The sequence below is a fragment of the Orenia metallireducens genome (assembly GCF_001693735.1).
Classification (GTDB): domain Bacteria; phylum Bacillota; class Halanaerobiia; order Halobacteroidales; family Halobacteroidaceae; genus Orenia; species Orenia metallireducens.
The window spans coordinates 88,958-110,850 of the sequence record NZ_LWDV01000010.1 but is presented as its reverse complement, the minus strand read 5'-3'; the positions used below and the strand labels follow the sequence as shown (position 1 = coordinate 110,850).

At 32.7% G+C, this 21,893-nt stretch carries 22 protein-coding genes and 1 other annotated feature; all 22 genes read left to right on the top strand.

Translation table 11 applies throughout. The annotated features are described in order from the left end of the window. Positions 1 to 23 precede the first annotated feature (23 nt). The 22 genes from U472_RS12700 to U472_RS12595 all read left to right on the top strand — a co-directional run bounded on the left by U472_RS12700 (position 24) and on the right by U472_RS12595 (position 21,635). Positions 24 to 467, top strand: a complete 444-nt coding sequence (locus U472_RS12700; protein WP_068719109.1) for a GatB/YqeY domain-containing protein — start codon at positions 24 to 26, stop codon at positions 465 to 467. Positions 468 to 743: 276 nt separating this feature from the next. Further along, a complete protein-coding gene (gene yqfC / locus U472_RS12695; protein ID WP_068719107.1) occupies positions 744 to 1,022 on the top strand; it encodes a sporulation protein YqfC in 279 nt (92 codons plus the stop codon). Positions 1,023 to 1,032: 10 nt separating this feature from the next. Next, the gene (gene yqfD, locus U472_RS12690) at positions 1,033 to 2,280 is read left to right on the top strand and encodes a sporulation protein YqfD (protein WP_068719105.1); all 1,248 of its coding nucleotides are present in this window, start codon (positions 1,033 to 1,035) and stop codon (positions 2,278 to 2,280) included. A gap of 6 nt (positions 2,281 to 2,286) precedes the next feature. Next, positions 2,287 to 3,237 (top strand): PhoH family protein, encoded by a 951-nt coding sequence (locus U472_RS12685; RefSeq protein ID WP_068719103.1) that lies wholly within the window; start codon positions 2,287 to 2,289, stop codon positions 3,235 to 3,237. A gap of 21 nt (positions 3,238 to 3,258) precedes the next feature. Continuing rightward, the gene (locus U472_RS12680) at positions 3,259 to 5,394 is read left to right on the top strand and encodes an HD family phosphohydrolase (RefSeq protein ID WP_068719101.1); all 2,136 of its coding nucleotides are present in this window, start codon (positions 3,259 to 3,261) and stop codon (positions 5,392 to 5,394) included. Then, positions 5,375 to 5,806 carry an rRNA maturation RNase YbeY gene (gene ybeY, locus U472_RS12675; RefSeq protein ID WP_068719099.1) on the top strand — a complete coding sequence of 144 codons (432 nt, stop codon included), beginning with the start codon at positions 5,375 to 5,377 and terminating at the stop codon, positions 5,804 to 5,806. Before U472_RS12680 ends, ybeY begins: the two co-directional genes overlap by 20 nt. After that, a complete protein-coding gene (locus U472_RS12670) occupies positions 5,807 to 6,511 on the top strand; it encodes a diacylglycerol kinase (RefSeq protein ID WP_068719097.1) in 705 nt (234 codons plus the stop codon). It begins immediately after the preceding gene. Between the two features lie 23 nt (positions 6,512 to 6,534). Then, positions 6,535 to 7,812: a hemolysin family protein gene (locus U472_RS12665; protein WP_068719095.1), complete on the top strand. Its 1,278-nt coding sequence runs from the start codon at positions 6,535 to 6,537 to the stop codon at positions 7,810 to 7,812. Then, complete coding sequence (locus U472_RS12660; RefSeq protein ID WP_068719093.1) at positions 7,813 to 8,403, top strand: DUF502 domain-containing protein; 591 nt, start codon at positions 7,813 to 7,815, stop codon at positions 8,401 to 8,403. It abuts the gene before it with no gap. Positions 8,404 to 8,415: 12 nt separating this feature from the next. Then, the gene (locus U472_RS12655; protein ID WP_245684812.1) at positions 8,416 to 8,871 is read left to right on the top strand and encodes a GNAT family N-acetyltransferase; all 456 of its coding nucleotides are present in this window, start codon (positions 8,416 to 8,418) and stop codon (positions 8,869 to 8,871) included. A gap of 12 nt (positions 8,872 to 8,883) precedes the next feature. Continuing rightward, positions 8,884 to 9,798 (top strand): GTPase Era, encoded by a 915-nt coding sequence (era, locus tag U472_RS12650; RefSeq protein WP_068719091.1) that lies wholly within the window; start codon positions 8,884 to 8,886, stop codon positions 9,796 to 9,798. 6 nt (positions 9,799 to 9,804) lie between these two features. Next, positions 9,805 to 11,154 (top strand): magnesium transporter, encoded by a 1,350-nt coding sequence (gene mgtE, locus U472_RS12645; protein WP_068719089.1) that lies wholly within the window; start codon positions 9,805 to 9,807, stop codon positions 11,152 to 11,154. A 27-nt stretch (positions 11,155 to 11,181) separates the two neighbouring features. Next, positions 11,182 to 11,868: a deoxyribose-phosphate aldolase gene (gene deoC, locus U472_RS12640; RefSeq protein WP_068719087.1), complete on the top strand. Its 687-nt coding sequence runs from the start codon at positions 11,182 to 11,184 to the stop codon at positions 11,866 to 11,868. 587 nt (positions 11,869 to 12,455) lie between these two features. After that, entirely contained in the window at positions 12,456 to 13,199 is a 744-nt protein-coding gene (gene recO, locus U472_RS12635; protein WP_068719085.1) for a DNA repair protein RecO, read from the top strand. A 12-nt stretch (positions 13,200 to 13,211) separates the two neighbouring features. Beyond that, positions 13,212 to 13,637 carry a DUF4342 domain-containing protein gene (locus U472_RS12630; RefSeq protein WP_068719083.1) on the top strand — a complete coding sequence of 142 codons (426 nt, stop codon included), beginning with the start codon at positions 13,212 to 13,214 and terminating at the stop codon, positions 13,635 to 13,637. Between the two features lie 25 nt (positions 13,638 to 13,662). Further along, positions 13,663 to 13,834, top strand: a binding site (T-box leader). 114 nt (positions 13,835 to 13,948) lie between these two features. Next, complete coding sequence (gene glyQ / locus U472_RS12625; RefSeq protein ID WP_068719080.1) at positions 13,949 to 14,833, top strand: glycine--tRNA ligase subunit alpha; 885 nt, start codon at positions 13,949 to 13,951, stop codon at positions 14,831 to 14,833. Then, the gene (gene glyS / locus U472_RS12620; protein WP_068719078.1) at positions 14,826 to 16,895 is read left to right on the top strand and encodes a glycine--tRNA ligase subunit beta; all 2,070 of its coding nucleotides are present in this window, start codon (positions 14,826 to 14,828) and stop codon (positions 16,893 to 16,895) included. Before glyQ ends, glyS begins: the two co-directional genes overlap by 8 nt. Positions 16,896 to 17,335: 440 nt before the next feature. Further along, a complete protein-coding gene (locus U472_RS12615) occupies positions 17,336 to 17,863 on the top strand; it encodes an ankyrin repeat domain-containing protein (RefSeq protein WP_068719076.1) in 528 nt (175 codons plus the stop codon). 138 nt (positions 17,864 to 18,001) lie between these two features. Further along, the gene (gene ccpN, locus U472_RS12610; protein ID WP_068719074.1) at positions 18,002 to 18,658 is read left to right on the top strand and encodes a transcriptional regulator CcpN; all 657 of its coding nucleotides are present in this window, start codon (positions 18,002 to 18,004) and stop codon (positions 18,656 to 18,658) included. A gap of 14 nt (positions 18,659 to 18,672) precedes the next feature. Continuing rightward, positions 18,673 to 19,494 carry a pyruvate, water dikinase regulatory protein gene (locus tag U472_RS12605; protein ID WP_176714174.1) on the top strand — a complete coding sequence of 274 codons (822 nt, stop codon included), beginning with the start codon at positions 18,673 to 18,675 and terminating at the stop codon, positions 19,492 to 19,494. A 217-nt stretch (positions 19,495 to 19,711) separates the two neighbouring features. Then, positions 19,712 to 20,689, top strand: a complete 978-nt coding sequence (gene glpX, locus U472_RS12600) for a class II fructose-bisphosphatase (RefSeq protein ID WP_068719072.1) — start codon at positions 19,712 to 19,714, stop codon at positions 20,687 to 20,689. 370 nt (positions 20,690 to 21,059) lie between these two features. Next, positions 21,060 to 21,635: a flavodoxin family protein gene (locus U472_RS12595; RefSeq protein WP_068719070.1), complete on the top strand. Its 576-nt coding sequence runs from the start codon at positions 21,060 to 21,062 to the stop codon at positions 21,633 to 21,635. Positions 21,636 to 21,893 lie beyond the last annotated feature (258 nt).

The following is a 21,893-nucleotide window of genomic DNA, read 5'->3' as shown; positions in this document are numbered from 1 at the left end:
AAAGAAATTAGGGGGGGATTAGTGTGTCTTTACAGGAAAGATTATTAGAAGATATGAAAACTGCTATGAAGAGTAAAGATAAAGAGAGATTATCTGTAATTAGGATGGCAAGGGCTGCTATTAAAGATAAAGAGATTAATGAGAGAAAAGATTTAACTGATGAAGAGGTTATTGAGGTTTTAGCCAAGTTGGTAAAGCAGAATAAGGACTCTATTACTGAATATGAGAAGGCTGGTCAAGAGGATAAAGTAAAAGATTTAGAGAATGAAATTGCTATATTACAAGATTATCTTCCTAAACAGTTAAGTGAAGAGGAGCTAGTTGAGATTGTAGAGGAAGTAATTGCTGAGACTAAAGCAGAGAGCATGAGAGATATGGGGAAAGTAATGGGGGTAATCATGCCAAAGGTTACAGGAAGAGCTGACGGTAATGTGATCAGCCAATTAGTAAAAGAGCGATTAGCATAAAGTAAAATAAATTATAGACTTTTTGGGAGAGACGGTGCTAGCCGTCTCTTATTGTTTTTAGACAACTAACATGTGATTAGTTACTTGTCACTGTCTCCCTTCGATTTTATTCTTCTAAACTTAACTGTAATTAATAATCGATACCTTACATATATATTATTTAGTAGCAAAGTCGACTGAATGTATTAAATATTGATAGTATTAGCGATTAACTAATATTAGCTAATGGATATTAGTAACTAAGTTAGCAATAGCTAACGCTTAGGAGGAGTTTAAATGGGGAAGAAAGAGAAAGCTAAAGAGTTGTTTGCTAATATATTTGACCTTCCTCAAGAGGTAGTATTGAATTTGCCTAGGATTTCATTAGTTGGAGGTATGCAATTAGCAATAGAGAATCATCGAGGAATTATAAAGTATACTCCAGAATTTATAAAGATCAGGTCACATCGTGGGCAGATTATTATAGAGGGTAAGGATATGAGTATTGATAGTTTAGAAGAGGAGATTATTATAATAGAAGGTAAGATAACTGATTTAAAAATTAAATCAGTTTAAGGGGGATACCATGCTAAAGAAACTATATACTTTAGTAGAAGGATATTTGAGGTTAGAGATTCAAGGAGCTAATTTAGAGAAGTGTATCAATATTTTAATGAGAGAAGGCTTTAAATTATGGGATATTATCCGTATAGGTGATAGGTTATATGTAAATATTAGATTAAAGGATTTTAAAAATATCAGACCTCATTTAAGAAGAACAAGATATAAGGTTAGAATAAATCAGAAAAGAGGACTACCTTTTTTCTTTACTAAGGTATTGAATAGGAGATTTTTAATTATTGGATTGATTTTTTTAGTCTTGTCATTATATACTTTATCATCATTTTTGTTCTTTATAGAGATTCAAGGTACTAAAGAGATAGAGAAAGAGGAGATATTGGAATTTTTAAGAGAGGCTAAAATCCGCCCTGGGGTACTAAAATCTAGTATTCCATTAGAAGATTTGGAAAAAGCACTTATCAGGAGGGTTCCTAGAATTGCTTGGGTCAATATTCATTTTTCTGGAACTACATTGATTGTGGAGTTAGTGGAGAAGAAGATAGTAGATTCTAAGATAATTCCTAGTGATATTGTAGCTGCTAAAGCTGGAATTATATCTAAACTGATTGTATTAAAGGGAACTCCAATGGTTGAAGAGGGGATGACTGTTAAAAAAGGTGATTTATTAATAAGTAAGGAAGTATTTATTAAAAAAGAAGAGGAAGAGGTAATTAATAAAGAGGATGAGGAGACTAAAGAGGAAGAAGGTAATGATAGGGGTATTCTTGTTAAAAAGGAGGAAGTAAAGGCTGAAGGAATCATTAAAGCAAGAATCTGGTATGAGGGTTATGGAGAAGCTAAACTTGTTCAGGAGTATGAGCAATTAACTGATAACAGTAAAACCAGTATAATTATTAAATTTAAGGATAAGAAGATAAATTTAAAGGGGCCTAAAAGCTCACCATATACTAACTTTAAAGTAGTAGAAGAGGTAAAATCTTTACCTAAATGGAGGAATATCGACTTACCTATCGAATTAGTTACAAGAAGATACATAAAGGTGAAAAAGGTAAAAGAGAGAATCGATTTGGAGATGGCTAAACAGATTGCCAAAGATGATGCAGTAGAAAGCATCTTGCAAGGGGTATCAAAAGAGGCTATAATATTAAATAGTAAATTAAAGTTAATAGACTTAGATGGTGAAGTTAATAATATAATTAGAATCAAAGCATTGTTAGAAATCGAAGAAGAGATTGGAGTCAGGAAGGAGTAGCTAGTTTTGGAAATCTTAACAAAAGAAGTTACATTAAGTAGTAATCAAGCTGCAAGAAACATATTTGGTCACCATGACCAGAATTTAAGATTAATAGAAAAAAACTTTCCAACACAGATAATTGCCAGAGGTAATATAGTTAAAATTAAAGGGGAAGAAGATGATGTAAATAAAGTATATAAGCTCTTTGAAGAGCTAAATAAGATAGCTAATAATAAGGATGCTTTAACCACTAAAGAAGTAGAGTATGCTATTGAAATGAGCAGAGAAGGGGAATTTTCTTTAAATGAGATTTACTCTGATGTAGTGCAAGTTACTAGTTCAGGAAAGAAGATTACCCCTAAGACTATAGGTCAAAAGAAGTATCTAGATGCTTTACGTAAGGATGATATCGTCTTTGGAATAGGTCCAGCAGGGACAGGAAAGACCTATTTAGCAGTAGTTATGGCTGTTAATTATTTAGTTAAAAATAAGGTGGAGAGAATTATTTTAACTAGACCAGCCATTGAAGCTGGTGAGAATTTAGGTTTCTTACCAGGAGATTTACAGGAGAAGGTTGACCCTTATTTACGACCTTTATATGATGCTTTGTATGATATATTAGGACCTGAAAAAGTTGAGCAACTTTCAGAGAAGAAGATTATAGAGATTGCTCCTTTAGCTTATATGAGAGGTAGAACTCTTAGAAATTCAGCTGTTATTCTGGATGAAGCTCAAAATACTACTAGAGAGCAAATGAAGATGTTTTTAACTCGCTTAGGACCTAACTCTAAAGCAGTAATTACTGGTGATATTACTCAGATTGATTTACCAAATAGAAAGAAATCAGGATTGGCTCAAGCAGAGCAGATATTACAACATATAGATGGCATAAGTTTTATTTATTTAACTAATCTTGATGTAGTAAGGCATAGGTTGGTTAGGGAGATAATTAAGGCTTATGAAGAAATTAACTGATCCTTTTAGGAGTGAAATATAATGTCTTTTTTTGAGCAATTATTAGAAAAATTGAAGGTTGGGCATGTTGATTTTTATAAGGTTGAAAGGTCACAACGCTATATTTGGATTATAGTTATCTTTGTTATATTAGCAGGAATTGTTACTATTGATATCTTTCCAAAAGAGGTTAATTTAGAAGTAGGACAAGTTGCTAAAAATGATGTTGTTGCCCCTAAGACAGTAGAGTACATAGATGAAGAGCAGACTGAGGCTTTAAGAAGAGAAGCGGCTAATTCAGTTTCTAAGGTTTATGAAGAAGATGTAGGGATCTTAACTGAGGTAAAGGTTGATGTTAGAAAGTTCTTCGATAATATTCAAGTTATAAGAGAGACTGATGTGGAGTTAGCCGATAAGATTCAACAGGTTCAAAATAATTATAATATAGATTTGTCTTATCAGAATCTATCATATCTATTTAGTTTATCTGAAGAAGATGTAGATCTTTTAAAAGAAGATATTCTGATGATATTAGCTAAATATTTAAATCGTGGTGTTAAGAACGATTATCTAAGTAATGTAAAGGAACAATTAAGCCAAGATGCCATGAAATTAAGTGAAGACCAGCAGTATAATGCACTGGTAAGTGGGATTGCTCAACATTTTATAAAACCTAATATGATCTTTAATTTAGAGGCAACAGAGAAGAAGAAAGAAGAAGCTCGTCAAAAGATAGAGCCTATTAGAAGAACCTTCTCTAAAGGTGAGATTATAATTCGCCATGGTAAAGTTGTTACTAAAGAGGACATTAAGATTTTAGAAAAATTGGGGCTAAGACAGGCCAAAATTAATTATCTTAATATTCTTGGACACATTTTAATTGTTTTAATATTCGTCTTAATTCCTACTATTTATATATATCAATATCAGAAGAGCATTTTAGATGGAGAAGGGATATTGGCTTTATTAGGTCTATTACCAATTATTATTATTTCATTGGCTAAATTAGCTAATTATATGCCTATTAAATACCCATCCTTCATAGTTCCAGTGGCTGCTGCTTCGATTATGATTGCAATTTTAATCGATACTGATTTAGCAATACTTTTTACAATCAGTTTATCCTTTTTAGTAGGGATAGTTACTGGAGATGAAGTAATTGGTATAACAGTTGCCTTAGTTAGTGGACTAACAGGAATCTATAGTGTATCTAAGTTAAGTCAACGTTCTGATTTGGCTAGAGCTGGATTTATTGTCAGTGGAACGACAGCACTAACTATCTTTACATTTAGCTTACTTGAACCTACTGTTGAATTGATTAGTTTTTTACAGGTGCTATGGGCAATACTGAATGGGTTTTTGGTTGCAGTAGTTGCCAATGGCTTATTACCTTATATAGAAAATATCTTTGGTATTACATCACCAGTTAAATTATTGGAGTTATCTAATCCAAATCATCCTTTATTGAAAAGGTTATTAGTAGAAGCTCCAGGAACCTATCATCATAGTATAATAGTTGGAAACCTAGCAGAAGCTGCTGCAGACCAAATAGGAGCAGATTCATTATTGGCTAGGGTATCAGCTTATTATCATGATATTGGTAAGATTAAACGTTCTTATTTCTTTACAGAGAATCAGATTGGGGCAGAGAATCCTCATGATAAATTATCACCTAGTTTAAGTACCTTAATTATTACTTCCCATGTTAAGGATGGATTGGAGCTGGCTAAAGAGCATAAATTACCACAAATTATTATAGATGTGATTGAACAGCATCATGGAACTAGTCTCGTTTCTTTCTTTTATCAAGAGGCTAAGCATGATGAGAAGTATAAGAATATAGATGAAGATGATTTCAGATATGATGGACCTAAGCCTCAAACAAAAGAAGCTGGTTTGATTATGTTGGCTGATATAGTGGAAGCTGCTGTTAGATCAAATGTATCAGCCCAGAGTAACCCTGGTAAGTTAGAAAAGTTTGTTAGAGAGCTTGTCAAGAAGAAATTAGATAGTGGGCAGCTAGATGAATGTAATTTAACTTTGAAGGATTTAGATAAGGTTGCTAATGCTTTTGTCAATATATTAAAAGGAATCTTTCATAATAGAATAGAATATCCTGATAATATTGCTCAACAATTTAAGGAGGGAAAGATGTTAAATGGCAGTACTAATAAATAATCTACAAGATAATTTAGAGGTTGAAGAAGATATCATAGATGTAATAGAGCAGGTGGTAAATGTAGTGTTAAAAAGAGAATCCGATTTAGCCAAAGAGGTGAGTGTTGCTTTGGTTGATGATAATTATATACATGGTTTAAACCATAGGTATAGAGGAAAGGATCAGCCAACTGATGTATTATCTTTTCCCCAAGATGATAATCTTTTATTGGGTGATATTATCATCTCTTTGGAGACGGCTCAACGCCAAGCAGAAGAATATAATCACTCTTTTGCTAGAGAGATAGGTTTTTTAACAGTCCATGGAATGCTCCATCTTCTTGGTTATGACCATTATGGTAAAGAAGAGAGGATAATTATGCGTAAAAAGGAGGAAGAAATCCTAGTAGAGCTAGGTTTAAGTAGAGACTAGATGAAGTTAATTAATAATTTAATTAAAAGCTTTAACTATGCTGTTAATGGTATTATATACTCTTTAAAGCATGAACGTAATATGAAGATTCATCTAATTATTTCTGTTATAGTCTTATTATTTGGGATTTTTTTTAGCTTAAATAAGCTAGAATTATTGATTTTATTCATATCAATAACCTTGGTTTTCTTTAGTGAAATGATTAACACTGCTATTGAAAGATTGAGTGATTTAGTTAATAAAGAGTATCATCCAACTATTAAGATAATTAAGGATGTAGCAGCAGGTGCTGTTTTGATAACAGCTTTAAATGCTATTGTTGTAGGGTATATTATATTCTTCAATGATATTAAGCCTCTAACCTTAAATTTATTACAACACATTCAACAAACCCCAATTCATTTAACTTTTATCACGTTAATTTTAATTATATTAATAGTAATTGGGGTAAAGTCCCAATTTAATAAAGGGACTCCATTGCAAGGGGGAATGCCTAGTGGTCATAGTGCTCTTGCTTTTGGTGTAATGATTATTATTTCTAATTTGGCAAATGATGCTTTGATTACAACTTTAGCACTATTGATGGCGGTTTTAATAGCACAAAGCAGGATAGAAGGAGATATTCATACTCCCTGGGAGGTTATTTCTGGTGCGATGATTGGCTCATTAATAGGTATATTAGTATTTCAATTAGTTAATTTGTAATTTTGTTAGGAGGGCATTAATCTATGGATTTGACAGTGTTAATAGAAGGAGTGGCTTTATTAATACTATTAATCCTATCTGGATTTTTTTCAAGCTCTGAAACTGCATTAATGTCAGTAAATAAAGTTGAGATTAGACACTTAAAGCAGGAAGGAAATAAGAAAGCTACTGTTGTGGATAGGTTATTAAGTAGTCCAGATAGATTATTGGTTACAATTTTAGTTGGTAATAATTTAGTTAATATAGCAGCTTCATCAATTGCAACTGCTTTAGCTACTGATATATTTGGTGCTAAGGGAGTTGGTATTGCTATAGGTGTAGTAACTATATTTGTATTAATTTTTGGGGAAATCACTCCAAAATCCTTTGCTACTAAGGAGTCTAAAAAAGTCTCTATGCTAGTAGCTCCATATATAGAATTCTTCTCTTTTCTATTATCTCCCCTTATTAAAGGTTTAACAATAATCACCAATTTTGTCATGAGGAGATCTGGAGATAAGAAGGTTAAACCTTTTATCAGTGAAGAAGAAATCAGGAGATTTTTAACAGTTGGTGAGCAAGAAGGTATTATTGAAACTGATGAGAAGCAGATGATTAACAGTATCTTTGAATTTGATGATATTAGTGTTAAGGAGATTATGATACCTAGAATACACATGTTATGCATAGAGATAAATGATCCTTTAGAGGAACTGATAGATTTGATTATTAATATGGGGTTTTCTAGGATTCCGGTGTATAATGATACTGTTGACAATATAGTAGGAGTAGTTTACGCTAAGGATTTACTTCCATTATTAAAAGAGGATAGTTATGATGTTGATATTCAAAAGATTATGAGACCGGCTTATTATATACCTGAAACCAAGAAGATAGATAATCTGTTAACTGAATTTAGGAAAGAGAAGATTCATATGGCTATTATTCTTGATGAATATGGTGGAACTGCTGGATTGGTGACTATTGAAGATTTACTAGAGGAAATTGTTGGTGATATTCAGGATGAATATGATGAAGAAGAGAAGTGGATTAGAATTATTAATGAGGATGAAATTTTAATTGATGGACGTGTCGATATTGATGAGATTAATGAGTTGTTAAGTATATCTTTACCTGAAGAGGATTATGAAACAATCAGTGGCTTTATTTTAAGTATGTTAGGTTATGTCCCCAATGCTGGAGAGTGGATTGAATTTGAGGATTTACACATTTCTGTAGAGAAGGTAATACAAAGAAGAATCTCAAAAGTTAGAATTAAGCGGGTTAAGGATAAAGTGGCAATTGAGCAGGAGGAAGTGTAAATGTTAAAGCAGTTACGGAATTATTTAATTACTGGTTTGATCGTTTTATTACCGTCAATAGCTACTATATATATTATTGTTACAGTTATTAATATAGTAGATAGTGCTTTAAGCCCAGTAGTTAAAATTTTATTAGGAAGAGAGGTTTATGGGCTTGGGTTTATAATGACTTTTATCTTAATTTTGGTAGTAGGTATTATAGCTAAGAATATGCTAGGGAAGAGATTGATTGATTTTGGTGAAAGATTACTGATTAGAATTCCATTAGTTCGTACTATCTATGTTACTGTTCGTCAACTGATAAATGCCTTATTTTTAAAGAATAAGACTGCTTTTCGTGATGTAGTCTTGGTTGAGTACCCTCGCCGGGGAATCTATCAATTGGGCTTTTTGACCTGTAAGGGAGTAGGAGAGGTGCAAGAGAAGACATCACAGGAAGTTGTTAATGTCTTTATCCCTACTACTCCTAATCCTACTTCTGGGATGTTAATTTTAATCCCTAAAGATGATATTACTTACTTAGATATGACTGTTGAACAAGGATTGAAGTTGATTGTTTCTGGAGGGACAGTAGCACCTGAAGAAGATTAAGGAGGTTAGAATTTGCAAATAAGAATTGCAGCACTAAAGGACAATCAAGTTGATGTTATTAATAAGTTGGTCAAGATTGAAAGTGAAGCCTTTGGAGAAGGTGGCTTAAACCAGTGGGGGTTAGTACCAATGATTTATCATGGTATGGTCTATGTTATTTGGCTGGATAAAGAGCCTATTGGTTTAGCAGAATATATGAGAGATATGAAAGATATAGAGAAGGGTTATTTATATGGGTTGGCTATATCCAAAAGCCATCAAGGTAAGGGGTTTGGTAGTAAATTATTGGATTATTCTTTAAGAGATCTGTCTAAACGAGAGATTAAGAAGGTAGAATTGACAGTAGATCCTAATAATCAGAATGCAGTCTATATCTATCAGCAGAAATTTGGATTTAATAAAGTTGACTATCGAGAGAATGAATATGGTGTAGGAGAAGATAGACTAATTATGGAACTTAAATTATAAGGGGGCACAGTAATGGAGAAATTAACAGCCGATAAAGGTTTCAAATCAGGATTTATTACAGTAGTAGGGCAGCCCAATGTTGGTAAATCGACCTTGGTCAATAAATTGATTGGAGAGAAGATCAATATTACTTCTCGTAAAGCACAAACAACTAGAAATAGGGTTCAATGTATATTAACTTTAGATGATGCTCAGATGATATTTATAGACACCCCAGGAATTCACAGTCCAAAGGATAAGATGGGAAAATATTTAAATGAGATAGCCTATGAATCTTTAAAGGAGATTGATTTAGTTATCTTTATGGTTGATGCTAATTATAAACCAAATAATCAGGATAAAAAGATTGCTACTCAGCTAGCTCATGCATCTTCTGTGCCAACTCTTCTGGTTTTAAATAAGGTAGATACTGTATCTAAAGATGATTTAGCTACAAGAATTAATGATTATCAGAAACTAGGAGAATTTACTGATATTATAACTATTTCAGCTGAAAAAGAGATTAATTTAGATGACTTGACTGATACTATAGTTAATTATTTGCCAGAAGGTCCTAAGTACTATCCTGATGATATGATTACTGATCAAATAGAGCAATTTATCGTCTCTGAACTGATCAGAGAGAAGGTTTTAAAGTTTACACATCAAGAAGTACCCCATTCGGTGGCTATTGAGGTTACCAAATTTGAAGAGAGAAGTGATAAAGATTTAATTGAAATTGGTGCTAATATTTATGTAGAGAGAAAATCTCAAAAGGGAATCTTAATAGGTAAAGGTGGAAGTATGCTTAAAAAGATCGGTAAGAGTGCTAGAGTTGATATAGAAAATCTATTGAGTACCCAGGTCTTTTTAGATTTATGGGTTAAGATAAAAGATGACTGGAGAGATAAGGAGGATGCTTTGAAAATGCTAGGCTATAAGGGGTGATACTATATGAGAGAAAGTCTACTCTTAGATATAAAAGCAAAACTTGAAGAAAAAAATATTGAAAGTTTAAAACCTATATTAGAAGATTTATATCCAGCTGATATTACTGAGTTGATAGATGAACTATCTATGGAGGAAGTGGAGGATATAATTCCTGCTATTCCCCTAAAGAAGATGGCTTATGCTTTAACAGAGTTTGATTATCATGTTAAGCATACCATTTTGAATTTAGTAAAACCTGAAGACTTAAGAATTATCTTAGACAATATGTATGCAGATGACATAGCAGATTTCTTAGGTACTTTATCTATAGGACAGACGAAAGAATTATTAAAGTTGATGAGAAAAGAAGATGCTGAGCAGATTCGTAATCTGTTAGGTTATGATGAAGATAGTGCCGGTGGTATTATGACCACCGAATACATAGCAATCAAGGAAGGTAAGACTGTAGGAGAGGCTTTGGATATCGTTAGAGAGGTTGCTAGAGAAGCTGAGATGATTTACTACATTTATGTAGTAAATCAGACCAAGCAATTAATGGGTGTACTTTCGATGAGAGAGTTGATTACGGCAAATCCCGAAAAGAAGATAAAGGATTTGATACAGAAGAAGGTAATTCATGTTAGGTTAGATTTAGACCAAGAAGAGGTAGCTCGTATTATCTCTAAATATGACCTCTTAGCTGTTCCAGTAGTTAATCATCAGAAGCAGCTTTTGGGAATAATAACAGTAGATGATATCATTGACGTTATTGAAGAAGAAGCTACTGAGGACATTTATAAGATGGCTGCAACCAGTGAGGTTGATTTTGAAGATGGCCATAGTTCAATATTAAAGGCTGCTTTAAAACGTTCTCCATGGCTGATAGTTCTCTTATTTGCAAGTATATTGTCGGGTTCTGTAATTGATATATTTTCTAATCTTTTAAATAGTGTAGTGGCTCTAGCTTTATTTATGCCTACTTTAGCTGGAACTGGTGGTAATGCTGGTACTCAATCTCTGGCAATTGTTGTTAGGGGATTGGCTACAGGAGATATAGATTCTAAAGATTTATTTATGCATTTATTTAATGAGATTAAGGTTGGAGGATTGGTGGCTTTAATTTGTGGTTCTATTATTGCTTTAGTTGCATTTGTATGGCAGGGAAATTATATATTAGGAGTTGTTGTAGGATTGGCTATGTTTTGTAATATATTAACGGCGACCTTTGTAGGAACAACCACTCCATTTATTTTGGATTATTTCGGCATTGATCCAGCAGTAGCGGCAGGTCCGTTTATTACTACTGTAATTGATGCATCGGGATTATTTATTTATTTCACTTTGGCTAGATTATTCTTGAATCATTTAACATAAAATAATACGATAGAGGAGCTGATAATCATGGCAATTAAACCTAAAGATATGGCTAAAATGGTTGATCATACAATACTATATCCAACTGCAACGGTGTTAGATGTCAAGAAGACCTGTGATGAAGCAAAAGAACATGATTTTGCTTCTGTCTGTGTTAACCCTTGTTTTGTTCCCTTGGCAGCTAAATTATTGGAGAATAGTTCTGTTAAGGTATGTACAGTAATAGGTTATCCTTTAGGAGCTACTACTTCTGAGACAAAGGCATATGAGACTAAGAATGCGATCAGAAATGGTGCTCAAGAGGTTGATATGGTAGTTAATCTTAGTGCAGTTAAGTCTCATGCTTGGGATGTTGTTAGGGAGGATGTTAAAGCTGTTGTTGATGCTACTAAAATAGCAGGAGTTACTAAGGATATAATCACTAAGGTTATAATAGAGACCTGTTATTTGAATGAAGAAGAGATTGAAAAGTTATGTTATATTGCTAAGAAGGTAGGGGCTGATTTCATTAAGACTTCTACTGGCTTTGGACCAAGAGGGGCAACTACTGAAGAAGTAAGTTTAATTCGTAAGAATGTAGGTAGATCTATTGGGGTTAAAGCCTTTGGTGGCATTGATACCTTTGATGAAGCTCTTGAAATGTTAGATGCTGGTGCCAATCGAATTGGTAGTAGTGAAGGTGTAGCAATAGTAACTGGAGATGAGAATGAATAGTAAGAAGTTGGTATTTAAATACCAACTTCTTTGCTTTTTAAAAAGTGAATAAAAATTCTTAGGTTGTAGCCCAAGACTACTTCCTACGGGGCGCGCCTAAGGGTGCCTGATTTTTGCGCCCCAAAAATCAGCAAACCTACAGGTTCACAGAACCTTCTGTGGTAAAAGCGCCTCAATCTAGAAAAGAATTATACCTATAGGTTTAAATAACCAACCCTTCGTGGCAGAGCCCACTCACTACGCAATCAATATTTATTGAAACCAATAAATATCAAAGTTCTAATTCGAAGATTATACTGTTATTATTTATAATACTTGCTTCGTTCAAACATAAAGGAAACTTGGTGAAGTAAGTGTTTTTTCTTACTGAACTTATCCTTTAGGTCTAATTCTTTTCACCTAGAAAGACCTTAACTGTTAAAGCAAAAGTATCACAATATATTTATATTATCTCAATATTTAATTAATAGAATGAGTTAAATTTATTTTTTTGCATAAACTATTGTTAGAGTAATTTGTGTCAAAGAGGACATTATAGCTAGGTGGAGAAGAATATTTAATACTAACAGATAAAAAGGAATGATAATATGCCACTCTTTGATACAGATGCAATTGTACTAAGAAATTATGAGTTTAATGAAGCTGACAAGATTATCTCTCTTTATAGTAGAGAAAAAGGAAAGATTAAGGTAGTAGCAAAGGGTGTACGTAAGACCAAAAGTACTGTATCTGCTGGATTACAACCTTTTGTATATAATAATATTATGGTCTATCAAGGAAAATCTGATCTGGGGAAGCTAAGTCAATGTGATATAAAAGAGTCTTTTAACAAGATAAGAGGAGATCTTGATAAGATGGCTTATGCTTCTTATGTGGTGGAGGTAGTTGATGAGTTAACTATAGACTATGAAGAGAATAAATGGGTCTTTGGTCTTTTGTTATTAACTTTAAGATTAATAGATAGTTTAGATGATTTAGAATTGATTATTAGGGTCTTTGAATTGAAGTTGCTTAAATTATTAGGCTATGAGCCATATCTATCGGGATGTGTAGAATGTGGGAATAAGTCAGCTAAGAACTTTAGATTTGCTGGAGAAGCCGGTGGACTAGTTTGCCCTTGCTCTACCAACTGGGCTAAGAAGATAAGTATGGGGACAGTTCAGTACATTAAGAAGATTTTAGAATTAGATTATAAGAAACTGCTACAGATGAAGATACCTGGGTATGCTAGAAAGGAATTGGCTGAGATTATACCTTATTATATTCAATCTTTAATTCATAAAAAGTTAAAGTCTATCTCTTTTATAGAAAGACTAAAGGACTTTAATTAAGGAGGAACAATTATGATAACAGAAGAGTTAGAGAAGGTAGATGTTATTAGGGAGAGAACAGGAGTTGATTATGAGCAGGCTGTGGAAGCTTTAAGGTCTGTAGATGGTGATGTTTTAGAAGCAATTATTAAATTAGAGAAAGAGGAGAAGCAAAAATATACTAAAGAAGAGTTTCAAGTAAGAGGTCAGCAGGTTCTTAGTAGGGTTAAAGACTTAATTAGAAAAGGTAATGTTACAAGGGTTAAGGTAAAGAAAGATGATAAAGTTTTAGTAGATATCCCTGTAACAGCAGGTGTAGTAGGAACAGTGATTGCACCTTATTTGACAGTCTTAGCGGGTATAGCAGCTTTAGCCAATAAATGTACTATAGAGGTTGAAAGGCTTAATAGGTTAGCAGATAGGGTTGAGAATGATATTGACAATTCAGATGAATTCTGATATATTTAAGGAAAAATAGATAAAGTTAGTTACAAAGAACAAGAGGAGTAATTAGAGACTGCTATTAAAGAGAGCTAGGGATGGTGGAAGCCTAGTATAGTAATCTGATGAAGGGCGCTTGGGAGTAACTGATAATAAAGTGAATCCTGATAAAGAGGATTAAACAGGGTGGAACCGCGGGTAACCTCGTCCCTGATAGTAGAAAATACTATTAGGGAGGGGTTTTTTTAGTTAAATTGAGAATTTGGAATTGAGAACTAAAAAACTAAAATAATTCTCAATTCTCCATTATAAAAAGAGGGGGAAGAATTATGAATTTTCAAGATATGATCAATACCTTAAATCAATTCTGGTCTAAACAGAAATGTATTGTAAGACAACCTTATGATATTGAGGTTGGTGCTGGTACTATGAATCCATCGACATTCTTAAGGTCATTAGGACCAGAGCCATGGAATGTAGCTTATGTGGAGCCTTGCCGTAGACCTGCTGATGGTCGCTATGGTGAAAATCCTAACCGTTTACAACATTATTATCAATATCAGGTAATTATGAAACCTTCACCTGATAACATTCAAGAGATTTATTTAAAGAGCTTAGAGGCTCTAGGCATAGATCCTAAGATGCATGATATTAGATTTGTAGAGGATAATTGGGAGAATCCAACTACAGGAGCTTGGGGGCTTGGTTGGGAAGTTTGGTTAGATGGAATGGAGATTACTCAGTTTACATATTTCCAACAGGTTGGAGGGCTTGAATGTAAGCCTGTATCTGTAGAGATTACTTATGGTTTAGAGCGTCTTGCTATCTATCTTCAAGAGGTAGATAGTGTTTTTGATATCCAATGGGTTGAAGGGATTAAATATGGAGATGTTCACCATCAAGGTGAGGTAGAACACTCTACTTATAACTTTGAAATTGCTGATGTAGAGACATTACTGACATTATTTAATCTATATGAGAAAGAAGCAACTAGAATTGCTAAGGAAGGTTTAGTATTACCAGCCTTTGATTATGTATTGAAATGTTCTCATACCTTCAATATGTTAGATGCTCGAGGAGCTGTTTCTGTTACAGAGAGAACTAGCTATATTGGACGGGTACGTACTTTGGCTAAAAAATGTGCTGAAAATTATGTTAAGCAGAGAGAAGAATTGGGTTACCCGTTGTTAAAGGAGGGGAAAGACAATGAGTAAGGATTTATTATTAGAGCTTGGAACTGAAGAGATTCCAGCAGGGTTTATGGATTATACCTTCAAACAATTAACTGATTTATCTAAAGAGATATTCTCTAATAATCGGATTGAAATTGGAGAAGTAAAGGCTACTGGTACCCCAAGAAGGATAGTCTTACTTATTGAGGATGTAGCGGAAAAGCAGAGTGATTTGGAGAAAGAGGTTAGAGGTCCTGCTGTTAGAATCGCCTTTGATGAAGATGGTAATCCTAGCAAAGCAGGTGCAGGATTTGCTCGTGGACAGGGAATTACTCCTGAAGAATTAGAGGTCAGAGATGAGTATGTTTATGCTTGTACTAGAGAGATTGGACAAGATACTAAGAATTTATTAGCAGAATTATTGACAGAGATTATCAATAGATTAAACTTCCCTAAATCTATGCGTTGGGCTAGTGAGGATATGAGATTTGCTCGACCAATCAAATGGATTTTAAGCCTTTATGGTCAAGAGACAGTAGAGTTCTCTATAGCAGGTGTTAAAGCTAGTAACTGGAGTAAAGGTCATAGATTCTTAAGTGAAGGTAAGGTAGAGATTAATGGCCCAGCAGACTACTTTACTAAATTAGAGGAAGAGTTTGTAATTGTAGACCATAATAGACGTAGAAACATGATAGTAGAGCAGATTGAAGCCATTGCTAAGGAGAAAGATGTGGTTGTAAAGATAGATGAAGATCTATTAACTGAGGTTAACTTCTTAGTTGAGTATCCAACTGCTTTATGTGGTAGCTTCTCTGAGGACTTCTTAGAACTACCATCTGAGGTATTAATTACTTCTATGAGAGAGCACCAAAGATACTTCCCAGTTGAAGATAAAGAAGGAAACCTCCAGAACTTATTTGTAACTGTCAGAAATGGTAATGAAGAGTATATTGATGTAGTTAGAGCAGGAAATGAAAAAGTGTTACAAGCACGCCTTTCTGATGCAATCTTCTTTTATGAGGAAGATCAGGAAGAGACTTTAGCAAGTAAGATAGATAAGTTAAAGAATGTTATCTTCCAAGAGGACTTAGGTACTATCTATGAAAAGGTAGAGCGAATAACTAGCTTAGCTGGTGAATTTGCTACTAAATTGGGATTAACAGCAGACAAGGTAGAACAAGCCAAAAGAGCTGCTAAGTTATCTAAAGCCGATTTAGTAACAGGTATGGTTGATGAATTCTCCAAATTGCAAGGTATTATGGGAAGTTATTATGCTTTAAATGATGGTGAAGAGCAAGAAGTAGCAAGTGCTATCTTTGAACATTACTTACCACGTTATGCTGAGGATATCTTACCAAGTACAGAAGCAGGGATTATAGTAAGTATTGCTGATAAGATTGATAGTATTGTTGGATTCTTTAGCGTGGGAATTATTCCAACAGGTTCTCAAGATCCTTATGCTTTACGCCGTCAGGCTCAAGGAATTGTTAAGATTATCGTTGATGCAGGGTTAGAATTAGATTTAGATTATCTAATCGACCAATCCTTAAATACTCTTAAAGACCAAGATAAGTTACAAAGAGATGCAGTAGAAGTAAAGGCAGAAGTATTAGAGTTCTTCAAGTTAAGATTAGAGAATATATTAGAGGATGCAGAGGTTAGATATGATGTCAGTGATGCTATCTTAGCTAATAACTTTACTAATATTAATGATACCTTAATTAGAGCTACTGCATTGATGGAGTATAGGGAAGATGAAGGTTTTGAAGAGTTGATTACAGCCTTTAATCGTGTCGCTAACTTAGCAAGCAAAAGCAATAATACCGAAGTTAATCCTGAACTATTTGAAGATAAGAGTGAAAGAGAGCTATATTCAGCTTATCAAGAGGCTAAGGAGCAGATTGATAGCTTAGTTGCTAATCGTGCTTATGTAGAGGCATTAACAGAGATTGCTAAGTTAAAAGAACTAATCGATAACTTCTTTGATTCTGTTATGGTCATGGCAAAGGATGAAAAGGTAAAAGAGAATAGATTGGGATTATTAAATTCAATCTCTAATCTATTAGCTAAGATTGCTGATTTAACTAAGATTGTAATTGATTAAGGATAGAATGTAACTGCTTTCATTTTATTATTAGGATAGATATTGAATTAATTGGAATAAAAAGAGCTACTTAGTTAAACTAAGTAGCTCTTTTCTTATTATAGAGATAATAATTTAATAGTAGGTGACAAATAATATATAATAGCTAAGAATCTTTTTATCACTAGTTACTCATAACTATTACTGAGCTTTAGAGTTGGATAACCATAATAAATTATTCTTTATTTTTGAAATTATCTTTATATTTGTGTCATAATTGCATATATTAGTGAGTATATAAATAAGAAGAACTATATAAAAGATTAAATTTGTAGTTTTAATCAAAATAATTAGATGATTATTAAATAATGTGTTGCACTATTTAATGATTGTGTTATAATATTATATAGATAATTAAATGTAAAAAAATAGAATTAATTATATCTTAAGGGGGATTTAATATGACAACTACTGTTTCTAAAAAGTTATTTGGATTAGAGGATATTAATAGAAGGAATAAGTATGGGGATACACCATTGATGGATGCTATTTTAGGTAATGCTGATTTAGAAGTTATTGAAGAGTTAATTGAAGCTGGAGCTGATGTAAATGCTAAAAATAGAGCTGGATCTACTGCTTTAATCTTTGCAATTTGGCATAAAGATAGTTTAGAGTTAATTAAACTACTTATTGATGCAGGAGCAGATGTTAATGTTAAGTGTGAGTTGGGAAGAACTCCATTAATGTATGCATCAAGATATAATAATGATGTTCAAATAATAGATACATTAATTGAAGCGGGAGCTGAGGTTAATGCTTCTGAAAATGTAGGGCGTACAGCACTAATGTACTCTATAGAGAATAATAATCAAGATATAATTACAACCCTAATTCAATCTGGAGCAGATCCTAATATGGAAGATAGATATGGAAATACCCCTGAGTTAATAGCTAAAGAGTATAATAGAGAAGAATATTTTGTAGGATAAAAGAACGGTTAAAAAATATTTGAATTTATCTAGTAACTATCAGATTAATTACTCTAAAGGTGAAGGATATATTAAGATATAAGTTGAAATAATTATAAGTGTAAGCAACTTAATACACTGTATAATCTGATATTAGGGGTGATTGAGATTAACCTAAGTGAAAGACAGAAAAGAATAATTGAAATAGTAAAAAATAATGAACCTATTACTAGTAAAGAGATAGCAAGTAAATTAAATTTAACTCGAGGTGCTTTAAGGGCGGACTTATCTGTATTGACTATGGCTAGTCTATTGGAAGCCAAGCCTAAAGTTGGTTATACATATTCAGCAGGAAGTGGATATTTAAACAATTTAGAAGATATGTATAGTAAGAAAGTAAAAGAAGTTAAATCGGTGGCTGTTGTTGTTAAAAAGAGAACCTCAGTCTATGATGCAATAGTAAAATTATTTTTGGAGGATGTAGGTTCATTGTTTGTAATCGATGATGATGAAATTTTAGTAGGAATATTATCTAGAAAAGATTTATTAAAGATGACAATAGGAGAGACTGATATAAATCAGATGCCAGTCAGTGTAGTAATGACTAGAATGCCTCATCTTTTTACCGTTAAAGATGATGATACTGTCTTTGAAGCTGCCAAAAAGATAGTAGATTATGAGATTGATAGCTTACCAGTAGTAGAAGAGTTAACTGACCAATCAGGTGAGATTATAGAAGATAAGCTTAAGGTGATCGGAAGAGTCAGTAAGACTACTATTGCGAGAGTTTTTGTTGATTGTAAGTTGCAAATATAGGAGGGAAATGGATTTTGTCAAATAATAACATAAGTGAAAATGAGTTAACTGTATTTGCTATATCAGATTTTACTGGAAAAACAGCTGAAACTATACTCAATTCTGTAGCAATTCAATTTGATAATGATAGAATCACGATAAAGAAGTTTTCTGATGTATCAGATATCGATAAATTAGCAGCAATTATAGATGAAGCAATGCAAGTTGATAATATACTTTTAGCTTATACGATTGTTTTGCCAGAATTATCTGCTTATCTAGAAAATGAAGCTAATCGGCTGGATTTACCAGTGATAGATATATTAGGGCCCATGATTAATAGTTTTTCTCAAGCATTGGATCAACAACCACAATTAGAAGTTGGATTGAGCTATAATATTGATTATGAAATTTTTGAAAAGATTTCTTGTATAGATTTTAGTTTAAGGTGTGATGATGGAAGAAATTTAAATAAATTAAAAGAAGCTGATTTTGTATTAATTGGTGTTTCTAGAACCTCTAAAACTCCTTTAAGTATATATTTATCTCAGCAAAATTATAATATAGCTACAATTTCTTTATCCCCTGAGGTTATTCCACCTAAAGAACTATATGAGTTACCTAGTGAAAAGATAATAGGATTGACCATAGAGCCAGAATATTTACAGAAGATTAGAGAGAATAGAATTAAGTTAATGGCTTTTAATCAAGGTGGGGACTATGTTAGTAGGGAAAGAATAGAGGAAGAATTGGAGTATGCTAAAGAGATTATGAATAAGATAGATGCTAGAATTATTAATATAACTAATAAAGCAATTGAAGATATAGCAGGTGAAATTTTAAATAAAATTAAATAAAAATCTTAATTTAACTTATATAAAAAGCTCTAAACATTAATGTTTAGAGCTTTTTATTCTTTGTTATAACATATAATTATATATTAATATAAATATAGTATACTTTTAAAATAAAAGTGTTGCTCTTTTTATAAAAAATTAGTATAATAAGTATATAATAGTTTGGATATATGTTTAATCTAAAGTAATAAGTACTTAGTATAAGAGGAGGATAATAGTGAGAAGAGAATTAGAACTAGAGATTGTAAAGGTAACAGAAGCAGCAGCTTTAGCAGTTAGCCCTTTAATTGGGAAGGGAGATAAGATTTTAGTTGATCAAGCAGCTGTAGATGCTATGAGAGAAGAGTTTAATAAGATGAAGATTAGAGGAAGAGTAGTAATGGGAGAAGGTAAGAAAGATAAAGCTCCAATGCTATATACAGGTGAGAAGGTGGGGCTTGGTACAGGTTGTGAAATAGACATTGTAGTTGATCCAGTAGAGGGAACTAATTTAGTAATTGGTGATTTACCCAATGCTTTAGCAGTAGTTGCTATCGCTAAAAAAGGTAAAATACTTAGCGCTCCAGATATGTATATGAAGAAGATAGCAGTTGGTCCTGAGGCTAAAGGGGTTATTAATTTAGAAGCAAGTATCACAGAAAATATCAAGGCTGTAGCTGATGCAAAGAATAAAAGAATCTCCGATATTAAAATTATTATCTTAAATAGACCTCGCCACCAAGAGATGATTAGAGAGGCTAGGGAAGTAGGAGCCAAGGTTAAATTAATTAATGCAGCTGATGTGGTAGCAGGAGTTGCAGTAGCGTTAGCCAATCAAGAAGGTGATTTATTATATGGTATTGGTGGGGCACCAGAAGGAGTATTAACAGCAGCAGCACTGAAGTGTTTAGGTGGAGATATGCAAGGGCAATTAGTCTTTTATAACGATAATGAGATTGAAGAAGCTAGGCAGCTAGGAATCAAAAATATCAATCAAGTATTTACCCTCGATAATTTAGTTTCAGGAGAAGAGGTTATATTTTCGGCAACAGGAATAACTAATGGTGAATTGTTAAAAGGAGTTCAACATTATCATAACTGTGTAGAAACTAATTCCATAGTGATGAATAGTCAAACTAATAAGATTAGAAATATTAAATTGGAGCACAGAGTAGGTAATAAGTTCCATTTAGAAAAAGGAGTTGCTAATTTCTAAGCAGACTTTTATTTCAGTATTTAAATATATAAAATCATACATAGTGAAATTATAGCATTAAATCAACTGGTTCTAATTTAAAAGATAAAAATAATACGAATTTTTGATAATCTACTATTAAATTTCGTTCTGCTTTCAGAACGAAATTTATTTTTATTTTAAGTTGTGTGTTAACCTTATCAGCTCTGTGAAAATTATAAAGATAATTTCTGAATCTAATCCCTATTATACAAAGTTAAATCGCTTTTAATTATATAGAGAAGCTAAGTTTTTTAATCTTTTATAATATTTTAACTCTAAAAATTAAAGGAGTTTTAAAGTTTTTATTGTAATATAACATAGAATATTATAACGGAAAGGGTGCGAGATGATGAAGCTCTTGGCGATTAATGGAAGTCCAAATAGAGATGGAAATACTGCTTTTTTATTGACTAAGGCCTTAGAGGCTGCCCAAAATGAAGGTGTAGAAACAGAATTGATTCACGTTAGAGATGCCTTAAAGGAGTTAAAAGAGCCTTTTTGTGTACAATGTTCTAGCCCTTGTAGTCAAATTTGTTACAAAGGAACTTTATTAGAAGAACATTATCAATTATTAGCAGAGGCTGACGGAGTTATTCTAGGTAGCCCTGTTTACTTTGGAACAGTTACAGCTCAATTAAAGGCTTTTTGGGATATGACTAGAGTTTTAAGAACTGAAAAGTCTTTATTTAATACAATAGGAGGTACTATTACTGTAGGTGCTTCTAGATATGGAGGGCAAGAGACGACAGTTAGTGCTTTACATGATATGATGATGATTCAAGGGATGATGATAGTAGGTGATGCTTCTAAAGAGACAGATATGGGGCATCAAGGTGCTTGTAGTCAACGGAATGTTAGAGAGGATTTAGAAGGGCAGAAAAGAGCTCAAATATTAGGTCAAAGAATTGCTAGATTAATTAAATAGTAAGAAGCATAAATTTTTGATATCTAATTTAGGCTTGATAGTCTAAATTAGTGGAATAAATAATATTTTTTTTGGAATAATAAGGGTTGTCGATTTAGAAGATTTCATATAAGTATCATATATCTTTATTAAAACACTAATTTAGTAATTTTATAGGATATCTGATACTCAATATTCTTCTTTTATTAAATCTATCAATTTATACTTTTTTTAATTAAAAGAAGGGATTTGTGTTTTACTGTCGAAAAGTTGTAATTG

Coding starts and splice junctions, on each gene's coding strand:
- yqfC (WP_068719107.1), top strand. CDS start 744: ATGGGGAAGAAAGAGAAAGCTAAAGAGTTGTTTGCTAATATATTTGAC.
- yqfD (WP_068719105.1), top strand. CDS start 1,033: ATGCTAAAGAAACTATATACTTTAGTAGAAGGATATTTGAGGTTAGAG.
- U472_RS12680 (WP_068719101.1), top strand. CDS start 3,259: ATGTCTTTTTTTGAGCAATTATTAGAAAAATTGAAGGTTGGGCATGTT.
- ybeY (WP_068719099.1), top strand. CDS start 5,375: ATGGCAGTACTAATAAATAATCTACAAGATAATTTAGAGGTTGAAGAA.
- U472_RS12670 (WP_068719097.1), top strand. CDS start 5,807: ATGAAGTTAATTAATAATTTAATTAAAAGCTTTAACTATGCTGTTAAT.
- U472_RS12665 (WP_068719095.1), top strand. CDS start 6,535: ATGGATTTGACAGTGTTAATAGAAGGAGTGGCTTTATTAATACTATTA.
- U472_RS12660 (WP_068719093.1), top strand. CDS start 7,813: ATGTTAAAGCAGTTACGGAATTATTTAATTACTGGTTTGATCGTTTTA.
- era (WP_068719091.1), top strand. CDS start 8,884: ATGGAGAAATTAACAGCCGATAAAGGTTTCAAATCAGGATTTATTACA.
- mgtE (WP_068719089.1), top strand. CDS start 9,805: ATGAGAGAAAGTCTACTCTTAGATATAAAAGCAAAACTTGAAGAAAAA.
- deoC (WP_068719087.1), top strand. CDS start 11,182: ATGGCAATTAAACCTAAAGATATGGCTAAAATGGTTGATCATACAATA.
- recO (WP_068719085.1), top strand. CDS start 12,456: ATGCCACTCTTTGATACAGATGCAATTGTACTAAGAAATTATGAGTTT.
- U472_RS12630 (WP_068719083.1), top strand. CDS start 13,212: ATGATAACAGAAGAGTTAGAGAAGGTAGATGTTATTAGGGAGAGAACA.
- glyQ (WP_068719080.1), top strand. CDS start 13,949: ATGAATTTTCAAGATATGATCAATACCTTAAATCAATTCTGGTCTAAA.
- glyS (WP_068719078.1), top strand. CDS start 14,826: ATGAGTAAGGATTTATTATTAGAGCTTGGAACTGAAGAGATTCCAGCA.
- U472_RS12615 (WP_068719076.1), top strand. CDS start 17,336: ATGACAACTACTGTTTCTAAAAAGTTATTTGGATTAGAGGATATTAAT.
- U472_RS12595 (WP_068719070.1), top strand. CDS start 21,060: ATGAAGCTCTTGGCGATTAATGGAAGTCCAAATAGAGATGGAAATACT.